This window comes from Streptomyces venezuelae, from assembly GCF_008642275.1.
Lineage (GTDB): Bacteria > Actinomycetota > Actinomycetes > Streptomycetales > Streptomycetaceae > Streptomyces > Streptomyces venezuelae_E.
On the sequence record NZ_CP029189.1, the window covers coordinates 6,471,273 to 6,492,692 of the forward strand.

At 72.6% G+C, this 21,420-nt stretch carries 17 protein-coding genes; 13 read left to right on the plus strand and 4 right to left on the minus strand.

What is annotated here, in order from left to right:
* Window positions 1-55: 55 nt before the first annotated feature.
* Complete coding sequence (locus tag DEJ51_RS28655) at window positions 56-658, minus strand: TetR/AcrR family transcriptional regulator (RefSeq protein WP_150260462.1); 603 nt, start codon at window positions 656-658, stop codon at window positions 56-58.
* Between the two features lie 115 nt (window positions 659-773).
* Here DEJ51_RS28655 and DEJ51_RS35270 point away from each other — a divergent pair, with 115 nt between their 5' ends.
* From DEJ51_RS35270 to DEJ51_RS28710, 9 genes are all read left to right on the plus strand, one after another.
* Window positions 774-2,477, plus strand: coding sequence for a serine/threonine-protein kinase (locus tag DEJ51_RS35270; protein ID WP_223836003.1), 1,704 nt, complete (start codon window positions 774-776; stop codon window positions 2,475-2,477).
* Window positions 2,478-2,592: 115 nt separating this feature from the next.
* Window positions 2,593-3,762, plus strand: a complete 1,170-nt coding sequence (locus tag DEJ51_RS28665) for an agmatine deiminase family protein (protein ID WP_150260463.1) — start codon at window positions 2,593-2,595, stop codon at window positions 3,760-3,762.
* Window positions 3,763-3,884: 122 nt separating this feature from the next.
* Entirely contained in the window at window positions 3,885-4,466 is a 582-nt protein-coding gene (locus tag DEJ51_RS28670; protein WP_190620711.1) for a TetR/AcrR family transcriptional regulator, read from the plus strand.
* Window positions 4,467-5,225: 759 nt separating this feature from the next.
* Window positions 5,226-6,254, plus strand: coding sequence for an agmatine/peptidylarginine deiminase (locus DEJ51_RS28685; RefSeq protein ID WP_150260465.1), 1,029 nt, complete (start codon window positions 5,226-5,228; stop codon window positions 6,252-6,254).
* Window positions 6,255-6,349: 95 nt separating this feature from the next.
* On the plus strand, window positions 6,350-8,032 hold the full coding sequence (locus DEJ51_RS28690) for an ABC transporter substrate-binding protein (protein ID WP_150260466.1): 1,683 nt from the start codon (window positions 6,350-6,352) through the stop codon (window positions 8,030-8,032).
* Window positions 8,029-8,991 (plus strand): ABC transporter permease, encoded by a 963-nt coding sequence (locus DEJ51_RS28695; protein WP_150260467.1) that lies wholly within the window; start codon window positions 8,029-8,031, stop codon window positions 8,989-8,991. Before DEJ51_RS28690 ends, DEJ51_RS28695 begins: the two co-directional genes overlap by 4 nt.
* The gene (locus DEJ51_RS28700; protein WP_150260468.1) at window positions 8,988-9,842 is read left to right on the plus strand and encodes an ABC transporter permease; all 855 of its coding nucleotides are present in this window, start codon (window positions 8,988-8,990) and stop codon (window positions 9,840-9,842) included. Before DEJ51_RS28695 ends, DEJ51_RS28700 begins: the two co-directional genes overlap by 4 nt.
* Window positions 9,839-10,846: an ABC transporter ATP-binding protein gene (locus tag DEJ51_RS28705; RefSeq protein ID WP_150260469.1), complete on the plus strand. Its 1,008-nt coding sequence runs from the start codon at window positions 9,839-9,841 to the stop codon at window positions 10,844-10,846. The genes DEJ51_RS28700 and DEJ51_RS28705 overlap by 4 nt, the downstream gene beginning before the upstream one ends.
* Complete coding sequence (locus DEJ51_RS28710) at window positions 10,836-11,660, plus strand: ABC transporter ATP-binding protein (protein ID WP_150260470.1); 825 nt, start codon at window positions 10,836-10,838, stop codon at window positions 11,658-11,660. The genes DEJ51_RS28705 and DEJ51_RS28710 overlap by 11 nt, the downstream gene beginning before the upstream one ends.
* 9 nt (window positions 11,661-11,669) lie before the next feature.
* Here the strand turns inward: DEJ51_RS28710 and DEJ51_RS28715 are convergent, their stop codons facing one another.
* Window positions 11,670-12,320: a TetR/AcrR family transcriptional regulator gene (locus DEJ51_RS28715; RefSeq protein WP_150260471.1), complete on the minus strand. Its 651-nt coding sequence runs from the start codon at window positions 12,318-12,320 to the stop codon at window positions 11,670-11,672.
* 157 nt (window positions 12,321-12,477) lie between these two features.
* On the opposite strand from DEJ51_RS28715, the gene DEJ51_RS28720 reads away from it, so the two are divergent.
* The 4 genes from DEJ51_RS28720 (at window position 12,478) to DEJ51_RS28735 (ending at window position 18,660) form a co-directional block, all read left to right on the plus strand.
* On the plus strand, window positions 12,478-13,635 hold the full coding sequence (locus tag DEJ51_RS28720; protein WP_150260472.1) for an agmatine/peptidylarginine deiminase: 1,158 nt from the start codon (window positions 12,478-12,480) through the stop codon (window positions 13,633-13,635).
* A gap of 168 nt (window positions 13,636-13,803) precedes the next feature.
* Window positions 13,804-15,621, plus strand: a complete 1,818-nt coding sequence (locus DEJ51_RS28725; RefSeq protein WP_150260473.1) for an ABC transporter ATP-binding protein — start codon at window positions 13,804-13,806, stop codon at window positions 15,619-15,621.
* Window positions 15,622-15,783: 162 nt separating this feature from the next.
* Window positions 15,784-16,521 (plus strand): carbonic anhydrase, encoded by a 738-nt coding sequence (locus DEJ51_RS28730; RefSeq protein WP_150260474.1) that lies wholly within the window; start codon window positions 15,784-15,786, stop codon window positions 16,519-16,521.
* Window positions 16,522-16,698: 177 nt separating this feature from the next.
* On the plus strand, window positions 16,699-18,660 hold the full coding sequence (locus tag DEJ51_RS28735; protein WP_150260475.1) for a flavin monoamine oxidase family protein: 1,962 nt from the start codon (window positions 16,699-16,701) through the stop codon (window positions 18,658-18,660).
* A gap of 24 nt (window positions 18,661-18,684) precedes the next feature.
* On the opposite strand, the gene DEJ51_RS28740 is transcribed toward DEJ51_RS28735, so the two are convergent.
* Both DEJ51_RS28740 and DEJ51_RS28745 read right to left on the minus strand, forming a co-directional pair.
* On the minus strand, window positions 18,685-20,652 hold the full coding sequence (locus tag DEJ51_RS28740) for a CASTOR/POLLUX-related putative ion channel (RefSeq protein ID WP_150260476.1): 1,968 nt from the start codon (window positions 20,650-20,652) through the stop codon (window positions 18,685-18,687).
* An 80-nt stretch (window positions 20,653-20,732) separates the two neighbouring features.
* On the minus strand, window positions 20,733-21,314 hold the full coding sequence (locus DEJ51_RS28745; protein ID WP_150260477.1) for an isochorismatase family protein: 582 nt from the start codon (window positions 21,312-21,314) through the stop codon (window positions 20,733-20,735).
* Window positions 21,315-21,420 lie beyond the last annotated feature (106 nt).

A 21,420-nucleotide genomic window follows, 5' to 3' on the forward strand; every position in this document is an offset into this window, starting at 1 on the left:
ATGAGAATGCGGTACGGCCGGATGTCGTCCACTGTTGCACTGACTGGAATTTCAGTCAATTCACGTGATGACGGAACCCGAGCCTGCCGATTTCGACTCCGATCGCCCCGCGCATCAGGTCGCGGGCGTGCGCCGCGGGCAGCAGGCCGCTCAGCCAGCGGCCGCTCAGGCCCTCCAGGAGGGCGGTCAGCCGCTCGGCGGCGGCGCCGACGGCGGCGCCCGGCGCCGCCGGGCACGCGGCGGCCAGCAGGTCGGCGACCTCCTCCACCCAGGCCGCGCCGGCCGCGGTGAGCTCCTCGCGCAGCTCCGGGTCGAAGATCGTGTGGGCCCGCAGCTCCCCCCAGGCCGTACTGTTCTCGCGCACCTCGGGCAGGTCCTGGAATTCGAGCAGCAGGATCCGCTCCAGAAGCCGGCGCGGGTCCCCGGCCAGGGGGGCGGCGCCCGCCTCCTCGGCGGCGCCCGTGTAGCGGTCGGCCCGGTCGCCGATGAAGGCCAGGGCGTGCCGCAGGATGCCCGTCCGGTCCTTGAAGTGGTAGTAGATCAAGGCGGTCGACACGCCGGCCTCGGCGGCCAGGTCGGTCACCCGCAGTCCGCGGACCCCGCGGCGTGCGATGACCCGGGCGGCGCCCTCCAGGATGGCCCTTCTTCGATCCGACACCGGTCGATCCTCCCTTCTGGCGGTGTGCGTCTCGCATTGTCACACATTGACTGAAACTTTAGTTAGCGGCACGATGCGCCCCAGGTCATTGCCGCATCGTTGAAAGAGCCACCGCATGTTCGCTCAGACTCCCGGCGTACAGTCCGCCCTCACGGCCCTGTCCGCCGACGACCCCCACGAGATCGGTGGCTACCGCCTCCACGCCCGGCTCGGCTCCGGCGGCATGGGGGTGGTCTACCTGGCGTACACGCCGGGTGGCCGGCCCATCGCGCTGAAGGCGGTGCGGCGGGAGTTCGCCGCGGATCCGGAGTTCCGCGAGCGCTTCGCCCAGGAGGTGGCGAGCGCCCGCCGGATCCACGGCCTCTTCACGGCTCAGGTGGTCGACTCGGGCGAGGACGACCACACCCCGTGGCTGGCCACGGCCTACGTACCCGGCCCCTCGCTGCACCAGGTCGTGCAGCGGCACGGGCCGCTGCCGGTGCGCACGGTGCTGCTGCTCGTCGCCGGCATCGCCGAGGCCCTCCAGGAGATCCACCGGGTGGGCGTCGTTCACCGGGACCTCAAACCGGCGAACGTGCTCGTCGCGGGGGACGGGCCGCGGGTGATCGACTTCGGCATCGCGCGCGCCGCCGACGCCGCCGCCCTGACCGGTACCGGCCTGCGGATCGGCACCGCCGCGTTCATGGCGCCGGAGCAGGCGCTGGGCCATCCGGTGACGCCGGCGACCGACGTGTTCGCGCTCGGGGCGCTCGCCGGGTTCGTGGCGGGCGGGGTCCCGCCCTTCGGGAACGGGCCGGAGTCCGGCGCCCTGTACCGGGTGGTCCACGAGCATCCGGACCTCAGCCGGATCCCCCCTGAGCTGCACGACCTGCTGTCGTGGTGCCTGGCCAAGTCCGCGCAGGACCGTCCCACGACCGCCGATCTGATCGCCGCCGTCCATGCGCACCCGCTCGTGGGCCCGCGGCCGGAGTTCACCGACGGCTGGCTGCCCCGGCCGGTGCTGGAGGAGGTCGGGGGCCGGGCCGGCGCCGACCCGGGCGCGGTGCCCGCGGGGTCCGCCGGGTCCGGCCGGCCGGGGTCGCCCGTACCGGAGCACCTCCAGGCGACCAGGGCGGCGGCTGCGTACCCCGCCGCCGGGCCGGGCGGGACGATGCCGTACGCCCCGGGCCCGGCGGCTCCCGTGACTCCCGTGACTCCCGTGACCCCCGTGACTCCGGTGACTCCGGCGGCCCCCGCGAGCCCGGAGGCCTCCGTCGCCCCCGTCGCCCCCGTGACCCCCGCCCGGCGTGACCGGCGGCGCGACCGGAGCCGGCTGCCCGTGGTCGCCCTGGCCGCCGCAGCCCTGCTGGCCTGCGGCGGCGGCGCCTACTGGTTCGGCTTCCCCCCGGAGGAGGACGAGGCCCCCGCCGCGGAGCCCGCTGCCGCCCCGCCCCGGCCGACGGCCTCGGCGTACGTGCCCGGATATGCGCAGGCCGAGCTCACCGCCCCGGATTCCGGTTACGAGTTCGACCTGCGCGCCGGAAAAGTCGTCCCCGTCGAGACGGCCGCCTGGTACCTCGCACGCGGCTCCGACGCCTTTCTCCTCTCCGAGGAGTCGGACGCCTTCGTCGCGGACGGAAGCGGAGAGCTGACCCCGGACGACTGCGCGCGGGGCATCGAGACCCGGCCCGTGACGACCCTGCCCTTCAAGGCGCTCGCCAAGGAGCGCCCCTTCTGTGTACGAAGCCCTGACCAGCGGGAAGTCGCGATCGTACGGCTCGTGGAGGCTACCCCCGCAGGGTCCGTGACGATCGCCGTGGAGCACTTCCGCAAGGCCTGACGCCCGGAAGCGGAACCGGGCCCGCGCGGCGCGCCGACACGCGGGGAAGGTTGACTGAATTTTCAGTTAGGGCGAGGATGCCGTCCATCCCGCCCCTCCTCATCAGGGAGTCACCATGGACATGAACCCCCGCACCTCTCGCCGGCGAGTGCTCCAGTTCGGCGCGGCGGCCGTGCCGCTAGCGGCCCTCGGCTCCGCCCTCCCCTCGCTGGTGCAGACGGCCTCGGCCGCCCAGGACGCCACCGGCACGCTCCGCATGCCCGCCGAGACCGACCGGCACGTCCGGACGTACATGGCCTGGCCCGCCCTCTCCTCGGTGTGGGGCAGCGGCCTCTCGGCGGTGCGCAGGGACATCGCCGAGGTGGCCCACACGATCTCGCGCTACGAGCCGGTCGTGGTGCTGGCGCGCCCCGGCCAGGTCGCCGAGGCCCGCTACCAGTGCGGACTGGGCGCCTACTACGGCATCCAGGTCATCGGCATACCCAACGACGACCTCTGGATCCGCGACTTCGGCCCCACCTTCGTCGTCGCCCCGGGTGCCGTCGCCGGTGTGGACACCAACTTCAACGGCTGGGGCAAGGCCGGTACGAAGTACGCGCAGCCCTTCGCCAACGACGCGGCGGCGGCCCGCACGCTCCTCGCCGAGTACGAAGTGAACCGGATCCGGGCCGGCTTCGTCGGCGAGGGCGGCTCGCTGGAGACCGACGGCGAGGGAACCCTGCTGGCCACGGTCAGTTCGATGGTGAACGCCAACCGGAACCCGGGCATGGGCCAGGCCCAGGTCGAGCAGGCCATGAAGACGGCGCTGGGCATCGACAAGGTCATCTGGGTGCCCGGCCTCGCCGGCGAGGACATCACCGACTGCCACATCGACTGCCTGGCCCGTTTCGTCGGTCCCGGCCGCGTCATCCTCGACAAGCCCGGCCCCGTCGCGGACAAGAAGTGGGTGGCCGTCTACGAGGAGACCAAGCGGGCCCTGCAGAGCGCCACCGACGCCCGGGGCCGCCGCCTGTCCATCACGGAGCTGCCCGGCCCGGACCGGCGCGAGATCAGCGGCCGGGGCGACGAGTTCCTGTCCAGCTACACCAACTACTACACGGCGAACGGCGCGGTGATCGCGCCGCGGTTCGGCGACGGTTACGCCGACGGCGTCGCCTACGCCATCCTCCAGGCCGCCTACCCGGGTTATCGCGTCGAGCAGCTCCTGATCGACGGCATCGCCTCCGGTGGCGGCGGCATCCACTGCGCCACCCAGTCCCACCCGGCCGCGCCGCCGGCGCTCTGATGGCCGGGCCGCCCCGGCAGGCGCGGAGGCTCCCGCCCGCCGCGGCGGCCCGCGCGCCCTCCGGTACAGCCGGTCACGGGCCGCGTACGTACGCAGCCGATCATCCCGGTAAGGTGCGGAGCATGTCGTCTCGTAGTACTCAGATCCTCGAAGCGGCCGCCCGGGTGATCGCCCGCCGCGGTGTGCGCGGGCTGCGCGTGGAGGAGCTCGCGGCCGAGGCAGGCGTTTCCACCGCCCTGATCTACTACCACTTCAAGGACCGTACGGGCGTCCTGCGCCAGACGCTGGAGTTCATCAACGACCGCGCCGAGCGCTACACCACCGAACGCGATCCGGACGATCCGCCGCTGACCCCGCGCGAAGAGCTGGAGGAGACCCTCCTGCTGGAACTCCAGGACACCGTGGAGGTACGGGAGAACAGCTCGGCCTGGGGCGAACTCCGGGCGAGCGCCGTGTTCGACGAGGTCCTGCGGGAGGACCTGGCGCGGGCGACCCTGGTGTGGGTCCAGGAGGTGGCCGCGCTGCTGGGCCAGGTCCAGCCGATGGTGCCGGCCTCGGCGCTCGCGGCCGCCGCCGAGCGGCTCACCGCCCTGCTGGAGGGGCTGAGCATGCGCTGGCTGAGCGGCGGTATCAAGATCGACCATGCCCGCGAGCTGATGCGGGGCGCCGTCGACGCCGAGCTCTCGGGGCTCGGGCAGGCCTGACGTCCGCCGGGCCGGCCCGTCCCGCGCCCCCGGCCCATCCAGCGCCCCCGCCCGGGCCGCGCCCCGGCACGTCCCGCGCCCCCGGCACGTCCCGCGCCCCCGGCACGTCCCGCGCCCCCGGCACGTCCCGCGCCCCCGGCACGTCCCGCGCCCCGGCTCGCCCCGGGCCGCGGTGCTTCCGGCCCCTCGTACGTGCCGCGCTGGAGCGGGGGCGTACGGACCTGCCCGCCTCGCCACACCCCGTACGAGGCCTGCGTGCACGGTCGGACCCCGCCCCGCGCGGATCCCCGTACGAGCCCGTGCTCCCACAGGCCTCCCGGCGGTTCTCCGCGACTCCCGTTCGCCCCCACTCGTTCCCCGCGCGACCCCCACTCGCCCCCCAGCCGTCTTCCGTGATTCCTTGCGGTTCCGGGGCTGCCCCGACTCTTGACTGAATTTTCAGTCAATGTCAGAGTGATGATTCCGAGCAGGGCGGACACGAACCCGTGACGCCCCCGGACCGGACGACGTGCTCCCGGGGGTCGTCGGCGTCGTCTTCGAGATCCAGGCCGAGGCCGCCTTCACGGACGGCACCCGCCTGGCCGTGACCGGCGAGCCGGGCGCCGTCCCGCCCGCCTCGGACGGGCCGTCGCGCCGATGTCGTGGTGACCCTCCAGCCCTCCAGGCGCGTCGCGCGCTTCCTGCCCTGCCGCACCTTCGCTCTTGACTGAATTTTCAGTCCAATGGAAGACTCCACCCACGCAAGAAATGAGACATCTGATGACCGAATTCCGAATGCCCGCCGAATGGTCCCCGCACGACGGGTGCCTGATGGCCTGGCCCACCCGCGAGGAGCTGTGGGGCAGCGTGCTCGCCGAGGTGAAGGAGGAGTACGCGGACGTCGCCCGCGCCATCGCCGCCTTCGAGCCCGTGACGATGGTCGCCCCGCCCGGCTTCGGCGAGGACGCCCGTGCCCGGTGCGGCGACGGCGTCACCGTCATCGAGCTGCCGCTCGACGACTCCTGGTTCCGCGACTCCGCCCCGCTGTTCGTCCTCGACGGCGACGGCAACCGCGCCGGAGTGGACTTCCGCTTCAACGCCTGGGGCCGTAAGCACCACCCGTTCGACGCCGACGACCGGGTCAGCGGCCTGCTGCTGGAACACCTCGGGGTCGACCGCATCCCCTCCGGCATGATCCTCGAAGGCGGAGCCATCACCGTCGACGGCGAGGGCACGCTGATCACCACCGAGCAGTGCCTCCTGCACCCCAACCGCAACCCCGGCATGAACCGCGACCAGATCGAGGCCGAGCTCAAGTCCCGCCTCGGCGTCACCAAGGTCATCTGGCTCCCGTACGGCGGCCTGCTCGACACCGAGACCGACGGTCACGTCGACGGCGTCTGCGCCTTCGCCGCCCCCGGCACGGTCGTCGTCTCCCTGCCCTCCGACCCGGACCACCCCGACTACGCCCGGATGCGCGCCAACCGCGCCGTACTGGAAGCCACCACCGACGCCCGCGGCCGTCGCCTGGAGATCGTCGACGTGCCGCAGACCGCCTTCGCCGACGTGGCCGACGGCGAGATCGAGGTGTCCTACCTCAACTACTACGTCGCCAACGGCGGCGTCGTCGTCCCGGTGGCCGGCGTGCCCCAGGACGAGGAAGCCCTCGCCGTGATCGCCACCGCCTACCCGGGCCGCAAGGTCGTCGGCGTACGGGCGCTCGCCATCGCGTTCGGCGGAGGCGGCGTCCACTGCATCACCCAGCAGATCCCCGCGCAGCGGATCCCCGCGGCGCGGCCCACCGGCTGACCGTCCGCCCCGGGAAACCGGCCGCTCCCGGCGGGCCGCTCCGGCGGTCCGCCCGCTCCTCCCCCCGCATCCCTCACGGAACAGAGAGCGCGACGATGACCACCACCCCGCCCCGCACCGGCAGACGCCTGCCCGGCCTGCCCGGCCGGCTCGGCCGACTCCGCCCCGTGGCCGCGGCCGCGGCCGCCGCCCTGACGTCCGTCTCCCTGCTCGCGGCCTGCTCCGGCCCGCCGAAGGAGAACGCCGGAGGTGTCACCGACGTCCGGCTGTCGCCGTCCACGCCCGAGGCCGGCGGCGAGATCGACTCCTTCACCTGGGCCGTCTACGCCGAACCGCCCACCCTCGACTACACGGTGGCCTTCGACTACCCGCAGAACACCGTCCTGTCCAACGTCTGCGAAAGCCTGATGCGCTGGACCCCGGGCCTCACCACCGAGCCCGGTCTCGCCCAGAAGGCCTCCAACCCGGACCCCACCACCTGGGTCTACGACCTGCGCCCCGGCGTCCGGTTCCACGACGGCAAGGAGATGACCGCCGACGACGTGGTCTTCAGCCTCGGCCGCCAGAGCGACCCGGACAACGCGGCCGCCTGGGCGCAGGTGTTCCAGAACGTCGCCTCGATCACCAAGAGCGGCCCGCTGCAGGTCACCGTCAAGCTGAACAAGCCCGACTCGCAGTTCCCCCAGTACATGGCCACCGCCGCCGGCGTGGTCGCCTCCAAGGCCGCGATCGAGGCGGCCGGCAAGGACTACGGCACCACGGGCGGCCTCGGCTGCACCGGCCCCTTCCGGCTCGGCACGTGGAACAAGGGCCAGTCGATCGAGCTGGAGCGCTTCGACGGCTACTGGGGCAAGAAGGCCAAGTCGAAGAAGGCCGTCTTCCGCGTCCTGACCGACCCCTCCGCCCGGACGAACGCCCTGCTCAGCGGGGAGGCCGACGGCGGCTACCTGATCCCCACCGAGAGCTACGCCCGCCTCAAGAACAGCGGCACCGGCACCCTCTACTTCGGGGAGGGCCTGAGCACGGTCAACGTCAACGTCACCGACATGCAGGGCCCCCTCGGTGACATCCGCGTGCGCCGGGCGCTGTCCCTGGCGCTGGACCGCTCCGGTTTCGTCAAGGCCGGCCTCGGCGGGGCGGGCACCGTGACCAACTCCCTCACCACCCGGGCCGCCTGGGCCGCCGCCCCCGAACGCACCCTGAAGACCGCCTTCGACAGCCTGCCGCCCACCGGCCAGGACATCGAGAAGGCCAAGGCCCTGGTCAAGGAGGCCGGCGCCACCGGCAAGACGCTGACCGTGGCCACCAGCTCCATAGGCCAGGACGTCTCCCTCCTCGCCACCGCCGTCCAGGCGGCCGGCACGCAGATCGGCCTGGACATCCAGCTGAAGACGATCGCCCCGAACGCCTTCACCGCGCTGTTCACCGACCCCCAGGCGCGCGAGGGCATCGACATGTTCCCGCTCACCTACTACGACTCGATCACCGACCCGCTCGACCTGCTGCAGAACTTCAAGACCGGCGCGTACATGAACTTCGCCGGCTACAGCGACCCCGAGTACGACAAGCTCGTCGACCAGGCGAGCGCCGTCTACCCGGTCGAGCAGCGGATGGACATCGAGGCGAAACTGCAGCACCACGCCTCGGAACAGCTGCTGTGGATCCCCGTCGCCGAGTGGCCCACCGCGCTGTTCATGAACAAGCGGATCACCGGCGCCCCCACCACCATCTCGTACATGTACTACCCGTGGGCCGCCGACGTGGGGGCCGCGCAGTGAGTTTCGTCAGATTCGCGCTGCGGAGGGCGGCGGAGATGGCCGCCACCCTCCTGACCGCCTCGTTCGTGGTCTTCGGGGCCATGTACCTGGCACCGGGCAACCCGGCGAGCTTCCTGCTCGCCGGCCGCTCGGCCTCCCCGGAGGCCCTCGCCTCGATCAACGCCCAGTACCACCTGGACGACCCCTTCCTGATGCGGTACCTCCGCTGGCTGGGCGACATCCTGCAGGGCGACTTCGGACGGTCGATCACCTACCGCACCGACGTCTCGCGCCTGCTCGCGGACCGGCTGCCCACCACCCTGGTGCTCATCGGGATGTCGCTCGTCGTGGTCGCCGCCGCGGGCCTCCTCCTCGGCCGGATCGCCGCCGTCCGCGGCGGGGCCGCCGACTCCGCGATCCTCGTCACCACGACGTTCGCCGTCGGCACCCCGTCGTTCGTCGCGGCGGTCCTCCTCCAGGGCCTCTTCGCCGTCAACCTCGGCTGGTTCCCCAGCAGCGGGACCGGTGAAGGCGGCTTCGGCGACCTTCTGTGGCACCTCACGCTCCCCTCCGTCGCCCTCGCGCTCTACCTGATCGGCATGCTCGCCCGCGTCACCCGTTCCGCGATGCTCGAAGCCCTCGACAGCGACCACGTCACCGTCGCCCGCAGCCGGGGCGTCCCCGAACGCCAGGTCATCAGGCGCCACGTGTTCCGCAACTCGCTCGGCACCGTCCTGACCACCGGCGGCCTCATCGTCTCCACGCTGCTCGTGTGCACCATCCTGGTGGAGACGGCCTTCAGCATCGGCGGCATCGGCCAGCTCCTCGAACTGTCCACCACCACCAAGGACTTCCCGACCGTCCAGGCGATCTCCCTGATCATCGTCGCCCTCTTCATGACCGTGAACCTGATCGTGGACCTGCTGCTGCCCCTGGTCGACCCCAGGGTCACCCTCGGATCGAGGAGCGCCGCCGTATGACCGCCGTCCTGACCCGCAGGCCCGGCCTCTCCCGGATCCGCGCCACCGGCTCCCCGCTCCACCTGGTCTGCCTGGTGCTCGTCGCCGTCGTCGTCCTGGCCGCCCTGCTCGCGCCCTGGCTCGTACCCCACGACCCCAACGCCGTCGACCTCGGTGACGCGCTGGCCGCGCCCTCCGCCGCGCACCCGCTCGGCGTGGACGCGGCCGGCCGCGACACCCTCTCCCGGCTGCTGCTGGGCGCCCGTACCTCGCTGCTCGGGCCGCTGGGCGTCGTCGCCTTCTCCACCGTCGCCGGCATCGCCGTCGGCACGGCCGCGGCCTGGCGGGGCGGCTGGATCGACTCCGTGCTCTCCCGCAGCACCGAGCTCGTCTTCGCCTTCCCCGGCATGCTGCTGGCCATCCTGATCATCTCGGTCTACGGAGAGGGGCTGCTGGCCCCGGTCATCGCCCTCGCCGTGGCCTACCTGCCCTACGTGAGCCGCCTCACCCGTTCGCTGGTCCTGGCCGAACGGGCCCGCCCGTACGTCAGCGCCTACCAGGTCCAGGGCCATTCGGCGCCGCAGATCTGCCTGCGCCACATCCTGCCCAACATCGCCCCCGTCGTCCTCGCCCAGTCCACCATCAACTTCGGCTACGCCCTGATGGACCTGGCCGGACTGTCCTTCCTCGGGCTGGGCGTACCGGCCCTCACCCCCGACTGGGGCCGCATGGTCTTCGACGGGCAGACCGCCATCCAGCACGGCTACCCGCTGTCCGCGATCCTGCCCTGCGCCTTCGTCGTGCTGACCGTGGTCGCCTTCAACGTGGTCGGCGAACGCTGGGCCGACCGTATCGCCAGGAGGGCCCGATGAGAGCTCCGCAATCCACCACACCGGTGCCCACCCTCGACATCCAGGGGCTGCGGATCACCCTGCCCGGTACCGCCCGGCCCGTCCTCGACGGCGTCGACCTCACCGTCTCCACCGGCGAGACCGTCGCCCTCGTCGGCGAGTCCGGCTCCGGCAAGAGCCTCACCTCGCGCAGCGCGCTGAACCTGCTGCCGCCGGGAGCCGTCACCGAAGGAGCCGTCCGGGTCGGCGGCGAGGACGTCCTCACCCTGAACGCCGACCGGCTGCGCGCGGTACGCGCCTCCGCCGTGGCCATGGTCTTCCAGGACCCGCGCGCCGCCGTCAACCCCCTGCGCCGCATCGGGGACTTCCTCACCGAGAGCGCCACCCTGACCCGCGCCACGAGCCGGGCGGCGGCGACCGCGCGCGCGACCGAACTCCTGCAGGCCGTGGGCCTGGACCCGGCGGTCATGCGCAAGTACCCCGGCCAGGTGTCCGGCGGCATGCTCCAGCGCGTGGTGATCGCGGCGGCCCTCATGGGCGACCCCGTCCTGCTGCTGGCCGACGAGCCCACCACCGCGCTGGACGTCACCTCCCAGGCCGAGGTCGTCGCCCTGCTGGCCGGACTCCGGGCCCAATTCGGCACCGGCCTGCTGTTCGTCACGCACGACCTCGACCTCGCGGCGGCCATCAGCGACCGGGTCTACGTCATGTACGCCGGCCGGATCGCCGAGAGCGGGCCCGCCGAGGCCCTCTTCGAGCGCCCCCGGCACCCGTACACGGCCGCCCTGCTGGCCTCCACCCCGCGGATGGACGGCCCGCGCGGCCGGCTCGCCGCCATCGAGGGCCAGCCGCCGGACCTGCGCCAGGCCCTGCCCGGCTGCGCCTTCGCCACCCGCTGCCCGCTCGCCACGGAGGTCTGCGACCGGCAGGTCCCCCTGCCGGTGGCCGCCCCGGGCCGGCCGGGACACCTGGCCGCCTGCCACCACGTGGACCGGCTCGAAAGGAGCACCGCCGATGCCCGATAACGGACCCGGACCTCACGGCAACGTCCTGGAGGTCACAGGGCTGCGCCGCTCCTACGGAGCCGTGCGCGCCGTGGACGACGTGTCCTTCGTCCTCCCCGAAGGCGGCTCGCTGGGGATCGTGGGGGAATCCGGCTCGGGCAAGACCACCACCGCGCGGATCGTCGTCGGCCTGGAACGTGCCGACGCGGGCGAGGTCCTGGTCGGCGGCCGGAACCGGACCGCGCGGGGGGAGGGCCGTGGCCGTGCGCGGCGCCTGGCCCGCGCCCGCGAGGTCCAGATGGTCTTCCAGGACCCGTACCTCTCCCTCGACCCGCGCACCAGCGTCGAGGCGGCCCTGCGCGAGACCCTGCGCCTGCACTTCCCCGGCCGTGACCACGCCGGGCGGATACGGGAGCTGCTCGACCAGGTGGGTCTGGGTACCAGGGCAGCCGAGGCCCTGCCGCGCCAGCTGTCCGGCGGACAGCGCCAGCGCGTGGCCATCGCCCGGGCCCTCGCCGTCGAGCCGTCCGTCCTCGTCCTGGACGAGGCGGTCGCCGCGCTCGACGTCTCCGTACAGGCGCAGATCCTCAACCTGCTCGCGGACATCAGGGAGCAGACCCGTATCGGGTACCTCTTCATCACCCACGACCTGGGCGTCGTACGGTGCGTCACGGACGAGATCGTCGTGATGCGCCGCGGCCGGATCGTCGAGGCGGGCGCCACGGCCGAGGTGCTGGCCGCGCCCCGGCACCCGTACACCCGGCTGCTCCTGGAGTCGGTGCCCCGCCCGGGGTGGGACCCGCAGGCGATCGCCGCGGCCCGCCGGGCGCTGTAGCGGGGGCGGTCAGGTTCCCGGTCCGGCTCCCGCGGCGAGGGTACGGACCAACGTCCGCAGGACCGGCTCGGTGCCGCCGTCGGCGCCGAGGGAGTCCATGGCCGCCAGGCCGTCCACGGCGGCGGCCACGGCCAGGCCCAGGGGGCGCGGGTCGAGGCCCCCGCCGCGTTCGTCTGCCAGGACCTGGAAGAGGGCGACGAAGCAGGCGCGCCAGCGCCGGTATTCGGCTTCCAGGCTCTCCCGGACCCGGGCGTCGTTCAACGCCTGCCAGTGCAGGGCGGAATGGAGGTGGGAGAGCTCGGGACCCTCGGGCCGGCCGAGCAGGGAGACGACGCGTTCGGCGCGCTCGGCGAAGGGGCCGGGTCCGGCTACCGCCGCCTCCAGCGGTGTGATCCATTCCGGGCGGATGTCCTCGATGACCGCCAGGACGAGGTCGGTCCGGTCCTGGAAGTGGTAGTGGCACATTCCGTGCGAAACGCCCGACAGCGCGGCGACGTTGCGGGTGGTGAAGCCCTCGCCGGTCTCGCCCGCGAGCAGGGTCCGCGCGGCGGCGACCAGCCGTGCCCGGGTCTGTTCGCCCTTCGCCGAGGCCCGTGGCCGGCCGGCCCTTGCGGGGGGAGCGGCCGGCCGGCCCCCGGAGTCCTTCGCGACAGCTGCCATGGCGTCACTCTAACCAGCCTTCGGGGCGCGACCTGGGGCTTTCCGTGATCCACCGGAATAGCCTCGTCCAAACTATTGACCGAGCGCTTGGCCAGTTTTAGCTTTCCGGTCAACCCCGCTGTCCCCGCGGGGAGTTGAGTCATCGGAGGACCCCCACATGAACGATCACGCAGTGAACCGGCCCGCAGCCGAGGGCATGGGCAGACGCAGGTTCCTGGCAGCCGCGGGACTCACCGCCGCCGCGGCCGCACTGGCCGCGGCCGAAGGACGGGCCGGGGCGGCGCCGGCACCCCGCCCGGCGGCGGCGGGCGCCTTCCGCGTGCCCGTCGAGGACGTCCGGCACACCCGCACCTGGATGGCCTGGCCGGACTCCACCGCCATCTGGGGCAACACCCTCGGCGGCGTCCAGCAGGACATCGCGCTCATCGCGCGGACCATCGCCAAGTACGAGCCGGTCTTCATCTGCGCCAACTCCGGCAGCGCCGCCAAGGCCCGCTCGATGTGCGGCTCCGCCGTCACCGTCATCGCCACCATCCCCGTCGACGACTGCTGGATGCGCGACACGGGACCCGTCTTCCGCACCGACGGGTCCGGCGCTCTGGACGCCGTCGGCCTCAACTTCAACGGCTGGGGCAAGAAGCAGGCCCACTCCCGGGACAACCTGGTCGCCGGACGGATCGCCTCCTACGTCGGGGTCCCCTTCACCGCCGCCGCCCTGGTCGGCGAGGGTGGAGCGGTCGAACAGGACGGCGCCGGAACCCTGATGGCGACCCGCAGCAGCCTGGTCAACAAGAACCGCAACCCCAACAAGACGCAGGCGCAGATCGAGTCCGCCCTGCTCGCCGCCTACGGCGCCACCAAGCTCATCTGGTTCGACGGGGTCAAGGGCCAGGACATCACCGACGACCACGTCGACGCGACCTCACGCTTCCTCGCCCCCGGCAGGGCCGCCGTCCAGATGCCCCTGGCCTCGGACAACGACGTGTACGCCAAGGACGCCCGCCAGCAGTACCAGATCCTCTCCGCGTCCACCGCCGCCAACGGCGCACGCATGACGGTCGACCAGATCCAGGGCCCCGACTACAACAAGATCCGCTCCTCCAACCCGGACTTCCTCGCCTCCTACGCCAACTACTACCTGTGCAACGGCGCCGTCATCAGTGCCCACTTCGGCGACACCCGCGCCGACACCGCCGCGAAGGCCACCCTGGCCCGGCTCTACCCCGGCCGCACCGTCGAGCAGCTCAACATCGACCGGCTCGGCACCGGCGGCGGCGGGATCCACTGCGTCACCCAGCAGCAGCCCGTCCCGTAGACCGGGACCAGGGGCCGTTCCGGAGCGATCCGGAACGGCCCTCCGGTGCTACCGGGCGCGAACAGGGACGAGATACCGCCATTCGGGAAAACCCTTGGACCACGCGGACGCCGCCACGGGACACTTCGGTTCCTGCAAGCCGCCCGCACACAACAGCACAGGGTTGTCATGGGAACGCCTGAATCGCCCGAAACCCCACCGGGCAAGGGCCCGGTACTCCTCGCACTTCGCTACTACGGACGGGAACTGGTCCGCCACCGATGGCTGACCGCACCCGCGATGCTGCTCCCGGCGCTGGGCAACATCGGCATCAACTACATCGCGCCGCTGATCGTCGCCAAGCTCGTCGGCCGCATCGCCGGCGGTGGCAGCCCCACCGTCGACGCGATGCTGCCGTACGTCCTCGCCTTCGCCGGAGTCCTGCTCCTCGCGGAGGCGCTGTGGCGCCTCGGCCTGCACTGCCTCAACCGACTCGACGCCCGCGGCATCGAGCGCCTGTACATCGTCGGCATGGACGAACTCTTCGCCAAGGACGCCGCGTTCTTCCACGACAACTTCGCCGGATCGCTGACCAAGCGGGTGCTGAGCTTCGCCTCCCGCTTCGAGGAGTTCGTCGACACCCTGACCTTCTCGGTCATGGGCAGTTTCGTGCCCCTGGTGTTCGCCTCCGTGGTGCTGTGGCAGTACGACCCGCTGCTCGTGGCCGGCCTCCTGGTCATGATCGCCGTGACGGCACTGGGTGTGGCACCGCTGATCCGGCGCCGCCAAGGGCTCGTCGCCCAGCGCGAGGAGGCGATCGCCCGGGTGTCGGGGCACGTCGCCGACAGCCTGATGAACATGGACACCGTCCGGGCCTTCGCCGCCGAGGAACGCGAGGCGGCCGAACACCGCTCGCGCGTCGCCGAGTCGCGCCGGCTCACGCTGCGCTCCTGGGACTACGGCAACCTGCGCATCGACACGGTGGTCGCACCGATGTCCGTACTGACCAACGCGCTCGGTCTGCTGCTCGCCGTCACGCTCGGCGGGGGAGAACACGGCGTGGAGGCGGTCATCGTCGCCTTCACCTACTACGCCAGCGCGACACGGATCATGTTCGAGTTCAACCAGATCTACCGCCGGCTGGAGAGCTCGATGACGGAGGCCGCGCAGTTCACCGAACTGCTGCTCACGCCGCCGACCGTACTCGACCCGGCATCCCCCGAGCCGCTGCGGCCCGGGTCCTCCGACGTCCGCTTCGAGCGGGTCACCTTCGCCCACGGCGGCGGCAAACCGCTCTTCGACAGCCTCGACCTGAACGTGCCCGGCGGGACGAAGATCGGCCTCGTCGGCCGCTCCGGGGGAGGCAAGACCACACTCACCCGGCTGCTGATGCGGATGACGGACATCGAGTCCGGCCGGATCCTGATCGGCGGCCAGGACATCACCCGGCTGCGCCAGGCCGACCTGCGCAGCCTGATCGCCTACGTCCCGCAGGACCCGGCGATGTTCCACCGCACCCTGCGGGACAACATCGCCTTCGCCCGGCCGGACGCCACCGAGGCCGAGATCCGCCGCGCGGCCGAGGCGGCCCACGTCACGGAGTTCACCGACGCCCTGCCCGACGGCTTCGACACCATGGTGGGCGAGCGCGGAGTCAAGCTCTCCGGCGGGCAGCGCCAGCGCGTCGCGCTCGCCCGGGCGATCCTGCGCGACGCGCCGATCCTCCTGCTGGACGAGGCGACCAGCGCCCTGGACTCGGAGAGCGAGATCCTCGTCCAGGAGGCCCTGTGGCGGCTCATGGAGGGCAGGACGGCCCTCGTGGTGGCACACCGGCTGAGTACGGTCGCGAACATGGACCAGCTCGTCGTCCTCGACCGGGGACGCATCGTCGAACACGGCACGCACCAGGAACTGCTCACCTCGGACGGCGCCTACGCGAAGCTGTGGCAGCACCAGTCGGGAGGCTTCATCGACGACACCCCCGCCGCGCGCTCCGACCTGCGCTGACCGCACGCTCCGACCTCCGCTGACCGCGGGCCCGGCCCGCCGGGCCCGCCCCGCGCGGTGATCGGCGGGGGTCGGCGGACCTGATCCCGAGACCCCGCCGAGTGGCCGCACCCGAGAGCGGCGCCCGCCCTCCCCACGGGAAGGTGCGTAGCTTGTCCGAATATGAGCTTCCCTGTTGAACGTCACGGCAGCCCGGGGCGGCGCCGGCTGCTCCGGGTGGTACTGACCGGCACGGTCGCCCTGGGGGCCGGACTGGTGTCCGGATCCCCCCGCGCCCCCGAGGCCCCCGTCACCGGGGGGCCCGGAAGGGTCCGGCCCGCCACCCCCGCATCCGCGCTCCGCGAGCTGGAGACGGGCAACGCGCGCTGGCGGACCCTGCACGAGCGGCACCCCGACGAGACGCGGACCATCCGCCAGACGCTGGTCGCCGGCCAGCACCCCTTCGCCGTCGTCCTCGGCTGCGTCGACTCCCGTGTCCCGCCGGAGCTCGTCTTCGACCAGGGGCTGGGCGATCTGCTGACCGTACGGTCTGCGGGCGAGGTCCTGGACGAGGCGGTGCTCGGCAGCATCGCCTACGGAGTCCTCGAACTGGGCATCCCGCTGATCGTCGTCCTGGGCCACCAGTCGTGCGGGGCGGTCGCGGCGGCCGTCCGGGCCGACGAGGGCGGGCCCGCGCTGCCGGGCCACATGCAGTACCTGGTCGACCAGATCCACCCGGCGGTCGACCACACCCTGCGCGGGGACGCACGGATCGACGCGGCGATCACCGCGAACGTACGGCTGGTGCGGGCGCGGCTCGCCGCGGAACCGGAGCTCGCCGCCAGGATCGCGGCCGGGGACCTGGCCGTCGTGGGAGCCCGGTACGAACTCACCAGCCAGCGGGTCCGCCGGATCGGCTGACGGCGCGGTCCGCCGGGTCCGCCGGCCGGGACGAGGCGGCGCGGTCCGGCGCCGTCCGGTCCGGCACGAATCCCAGTTCGTCAGCATCGGCGGGCCGGCACCGCACGTCCGGATGATTGTTGCCCTCACGGATGCCTTTGGGCGATCAAGAAGCTCGGAGGCCGGGAGAGTTGACACATGATCACCGATACCGTGCCCGCGCCCGACCCCACCCCGGGCACCCCCGGCGAGCCCGCCCCGGCCCCTTCCCGCCGCCCCTCCCGCCGAAAGGTCATCGGCGGTGCGGCCGCCGTCGCGGGAGTCGGCGCCCTCTCGGTCGCCGCCGCCTCCGCCGGCACCCCGCAGGCCCCCTCCGGCTCGGCACGCCCCGACTGGGACACCTGCCTCACCATCGCCCGGGCCGTCCTCGTACGCGACGAGGACGACGAACCCCTGGTGCCCCGATACTCCGACATCCTGCTGAAGAACGGCCTGCCCCGCTCCCGTACCCGCAAGAAGGTGCTGATCGTCGGTGCCGGGCCCGCCGGGCTCACCGCCGCGCACCTGCTGCGCGAGGCCGGGCACCAGGTCACCGTGATCGAGGCCAACGGCAACCGGGTGGGCGGCCGGATCAAGACCTTCCGCACCGGCGGCCACGAGAAGTCCGCCGCCCCCTTCGCCGACCCGAAGCAGTACGCCGAGGCCGGCGCGATGCGCATTCCCGACAGCCACCCCCTGGTCACCGGGCTCATCGACAGCCTCGGCCTGAAGCGCCGGCGCTTCCACCTGGTCGACGTCGACGGCTCGGGCCGCCCCGCCTACCGCACGTGGATCCACGTCAACGGCATCCGCGTCCGCCGCGCCGACTACGCGCGCAGCCCCCAGGCCCTCAACAAGTCCTTCGGGGTCCCGGCGGCCTACGAGTCCCTGCCCGCCGCACAGATCGTCCGCAACGCCTTCGCCCCCGTGCGCAAGGAGATCGAGGGCAAGAAGGACAAGCAGCTCGTCGAGGGCTGGGCCCGCGTCATCCAGCGCTACGGCCACATGTCGATGTACCGCTTCCTGACCGAGGAGGCGAAGCTCGACGAGCGGACGATCGATCTGATCGGCACCGTCGAGAACCTCACCTCCCGCCTGCACCTCGCCTTCGTGCACAGCTTCATCGGAGCTTCGCTGATCAGCCCGGACACCGCCTTCTTCGAACTGCCCGGCGGCACCGCCACCCTGGCGGACGCCCTCTACGCCCGTGTCGACGACCTCGTGCGGCTCGACCGCCGTGCCACCCGGATCACCCACGGGGAGGACGGGGTCAGCATCGAGACCGTCTCCGAGGGCCGCGGCGGCAGCCCCGTACGGCGCGAGACCTTCACCGGCGACACCGCGATCATCACCGTGCCCTTCTCCGGGCTGCGCCACATCCCGGTCGCGCCCGCGCTCTCGTACGGCAAGCGGCGCGCGATCACCGAGCTGCACTACGACGCGGCGACCAAGGTCCTGCTGGAATTCAGCCGCCGCTGGTGGGAGTTCGACGAGGCCGACTGGAAGCGCGAGCTGGAGGCGGTCCAGCCCGGTCTGTACCGCAAGTACCAGCTCGGGCAGACCCCGGCGGACGGCTCCCTGCTCGGCGCACACGCGTCGGTCCCCGACCGCGGCATCCCGGCCGGGCAGCGGGCCCACTACGCGGCCTGCCGCCCCGTCACCCGCGACCAGCCCGAGGCGGCCCACGTCATCGGCGGCGGCTCCGCCACCGACAACCCCAACCGCTTCATGTTCCAGCCCTCCTACCCCGTCGAGGGCAGCGCGGGCGGGGTCGTCCTCGCTTCCTACAGCTGGTCGGACGACGCCCTGAAGTGGGACTCCCTGGACGACGAGGAGCGCTACCCGCGCGCGCTCGCCGGCGTGCAGGAGGTGTTCGGGCAGCGGATCGAGGTGTTCTACACCGGCGTCGGGCGCACCCAGTCCTGGATGCGCGACCCGTACGCCTACGGCGAGGCCTCCGTACTGCTGCCCGGCCAGCACACCGAGCTCTTCCCCCACGTCCGCAGGGCCGAAGGGAACCTGCACTTCGCCGGGTGCCACACCTCGATCAAGCCGGCCTGGATCGAGGGCGCCCTGGAGTCCGCGGTCCGCACCGCACTGGAGGTCCACTCGACCCTCTGAGCGGGCGGCGGGCGGCGGGCGCCCTCAGCTCTCGGCGAGCACGATCAGCCAGTCGTGCTCGCCGAACCGGACCCGCTGCCCCTTGTCCGGATTGAGCCGCACCCCGTACCCGGGACCGGTGGCGGTCTCGGCGTGCAGCCGGTAGCCGACCGCGCACTCGCGGCGCCGGCGAGCCGACTCGACGAGGGTCGCGAACGTCACCTCGCGACCGGTGCGCACGTAGTCCGTCACCGGCTTCAGGTGGAACTCGTTCCCTTCCGCCTCGAACAACTCCTCGAAGACGGCGGCGAGACAGGGGCTCTCCGAGATCTGGGTCATGAGGAGACTGATCAGCCGGCCGCTGACGATGAAGTCGGCGCCCTCCCGGGCCGGGGCCAGCAGCCGGTTGCCGTCGTCGGACATCTCCGTGGTGAGCGACAGCTCCCGGCCCGCCGCCTCCCCGACGGCCCGCAGATGCAGCAGGGTGACCAGGGTCCGGTCGTCCGTCTCCGTCCCGGTCTCCGGCACGAGACCGAGGTCGACCGCGCGGGCGGGCGGCAGGGCCGCCGCGTGGGGGACCGGATCGTGTCCGGTCTCGCCGATGACGATCACCCTGTCGTACGAGGGCACGTCCAGCTTGGCCAGCAGCTCGGGATCGGTGATGTCCCCACCGTGGAAGACCACTTCGAGGTGGCTGCGCGCCCGCGGGACACCGGTGGCGGCGCGCGTGCGCACGACGTCGGCGAGCGATACGACGTCGAGCGTGGTCCCGGGGCCGACGAACTGGTCGAGCTGCTCCACGACGAGCGGTGCGCGGCGGTTCCAGCCGAGCAGGAGCAGCCGTTCGGCCCCGGGCGTCCTGGGCCGGGCCGTGACGATCGCGTCCTGGTCGACGTACGGGGAGGCGTCCGCCGGCACGGCCGTGTCGTCGTCCTCCGAGATGAGGATGATCCGGTCGTCCGCGCCGATCGTCGTCCCGGGGCACGGGTTGAGGGCGACACGGCCGTCGGCGTGCAGCAGACCGACCACCGAGGACGTGGTGAACGCCAGCAGGGCCTCGCCGAAGGTGCGTCCGGCGAGGCCCCGGGCTGCGGCGGTGTAGAACTCGTCGCCCGCGAAGTCGAGCAGTTCCTGGTAGACCAGCGACAGACCGGGCTCGCGGGCGGTCTGGACGAGGAGCCGGGCGATGATGTCGTCGACACACAGGACGTGGCCGCCGGGCCCCGCGGCCAGCCGGGCGGTGAGACGGCTGCGGGTGTCGCGCACGGCGGCGACCACGACCGCCCCGCCGGGCCCGGGGACCGCCGCGCCGAGGGCGAGGAGCGTCTTCACCACCTGGGCGTCGCCGGCGTCCCCCTCGGGGGGCAGCACGAGGACGGCCTTCGCCGTCCCCGGACTCACCCGGGCCAGCTCGGCGGGGTCGGTGGTGCGGCCGTTGCGGCAGATGATCCGCGTCGTTCCGGTGCCGAGCGGGGTGCCGGCGAAGGAGGTGGCGATCTCCTCCTCCATCTCCACCTTGTCCTTCGGTGCGAGGACGGCCACGGCCGCCCTGCGCTGGTTGGCGTTGGCGGCCACGAGCTCCCCGACCACCGGAAAGATCTGGTCCGACCAGCCCAGCAGGACGGTGTGCCCGGATTCCAGCACGGTGGAGTGGCCGCGGCGCAGCAGCATGATGCGCCGGTTGATGCCGGTGGTGATCAGACCGACCAGGGTGGAGACGAACAGCAGGGCGGTCAGTGCCAGGACGACGGAGGCCAGCACGTAGAGCGGGGAGCCGACCGCGCCCCCGATCTTGAGCGTCTGCCCCACGCTGACCCACACGGCGCCGAGCCGGCCGGAGAGGGTCGCCGGGGCGGCCCGGTCGGCCCATACGAGCACCGTGCTCGCCGGGACCACGACGGCGAGACAGGCCAGGGCGAACCAGCCGATGAGCGCGGTGGTGCCGCCCGCGACCAGATGGTCGAACCGGTACCGCAGGCGCAGCCGTAAGGACGTCGTGTGCCGCTGCGCCATGAGAACTCCCTCGCCTCCAGTGCTGCTAACCCCCGGGCGCCCGCCCGGTTACGGGTGAACCGCCCCCGGAGGGCGGCCGGTCAGGAGTCCAGCGCCGCGATGATCTCGTCCGTGGTGCTGACCTTGCCGATGCGGGGAAAGATCTTGCCGAAGGTGTGGTCGTGCGAGTCGGGGTCGGTGTCGGCGGTGGCGTCCTCGGCGAAGACCACGTCGTAGCTGAGCTCCCACGCCGTCCGGGCGGTGGACTCGACGCCGACGCTGCTGGAGATGCCGGCCAGCACGATGCGGTGGATGCCGCGGCGGCGCAGCTGGAGGTCCAGTTCGGTACCGGTGAAGGCGCCCCAGTGGCGTTTGGTGACGACCACGTCCCCGAGGGCTGCCAGCTCGGCCGGGATCTCGGAGAACGCGGCGGGCGGGGCGGAGGCCGGGCCGGGGCGGTCCACGTTCGCGGTGGGCAGGTCGCCGCCGTCCGGGGACCACGCCACCCTGACCAGGACCACGGGCAGCCGGTGGGCCCGGAACGCCCGGGCGAGCGCGATCCCCTTGCCCAGGATCTCGGGGGCGGGCTTCGCGGCGGGCCGTTCGAGGATGCCCGTCTGGAGGTCGATGAGGACGAGGGCGGTGTCCCCGCCGAGGGTGAGGCGGTGGGGTTCGGCGGTCATGAGATCTCCTCCGACGAAGTGGGGCATAGGGCGCAATTTACAAGGTGACCGGTCGATTTCCCCGGCCCGCCTGCCCCTCCCGTGGGATTCCTCCGCCCCTATGATG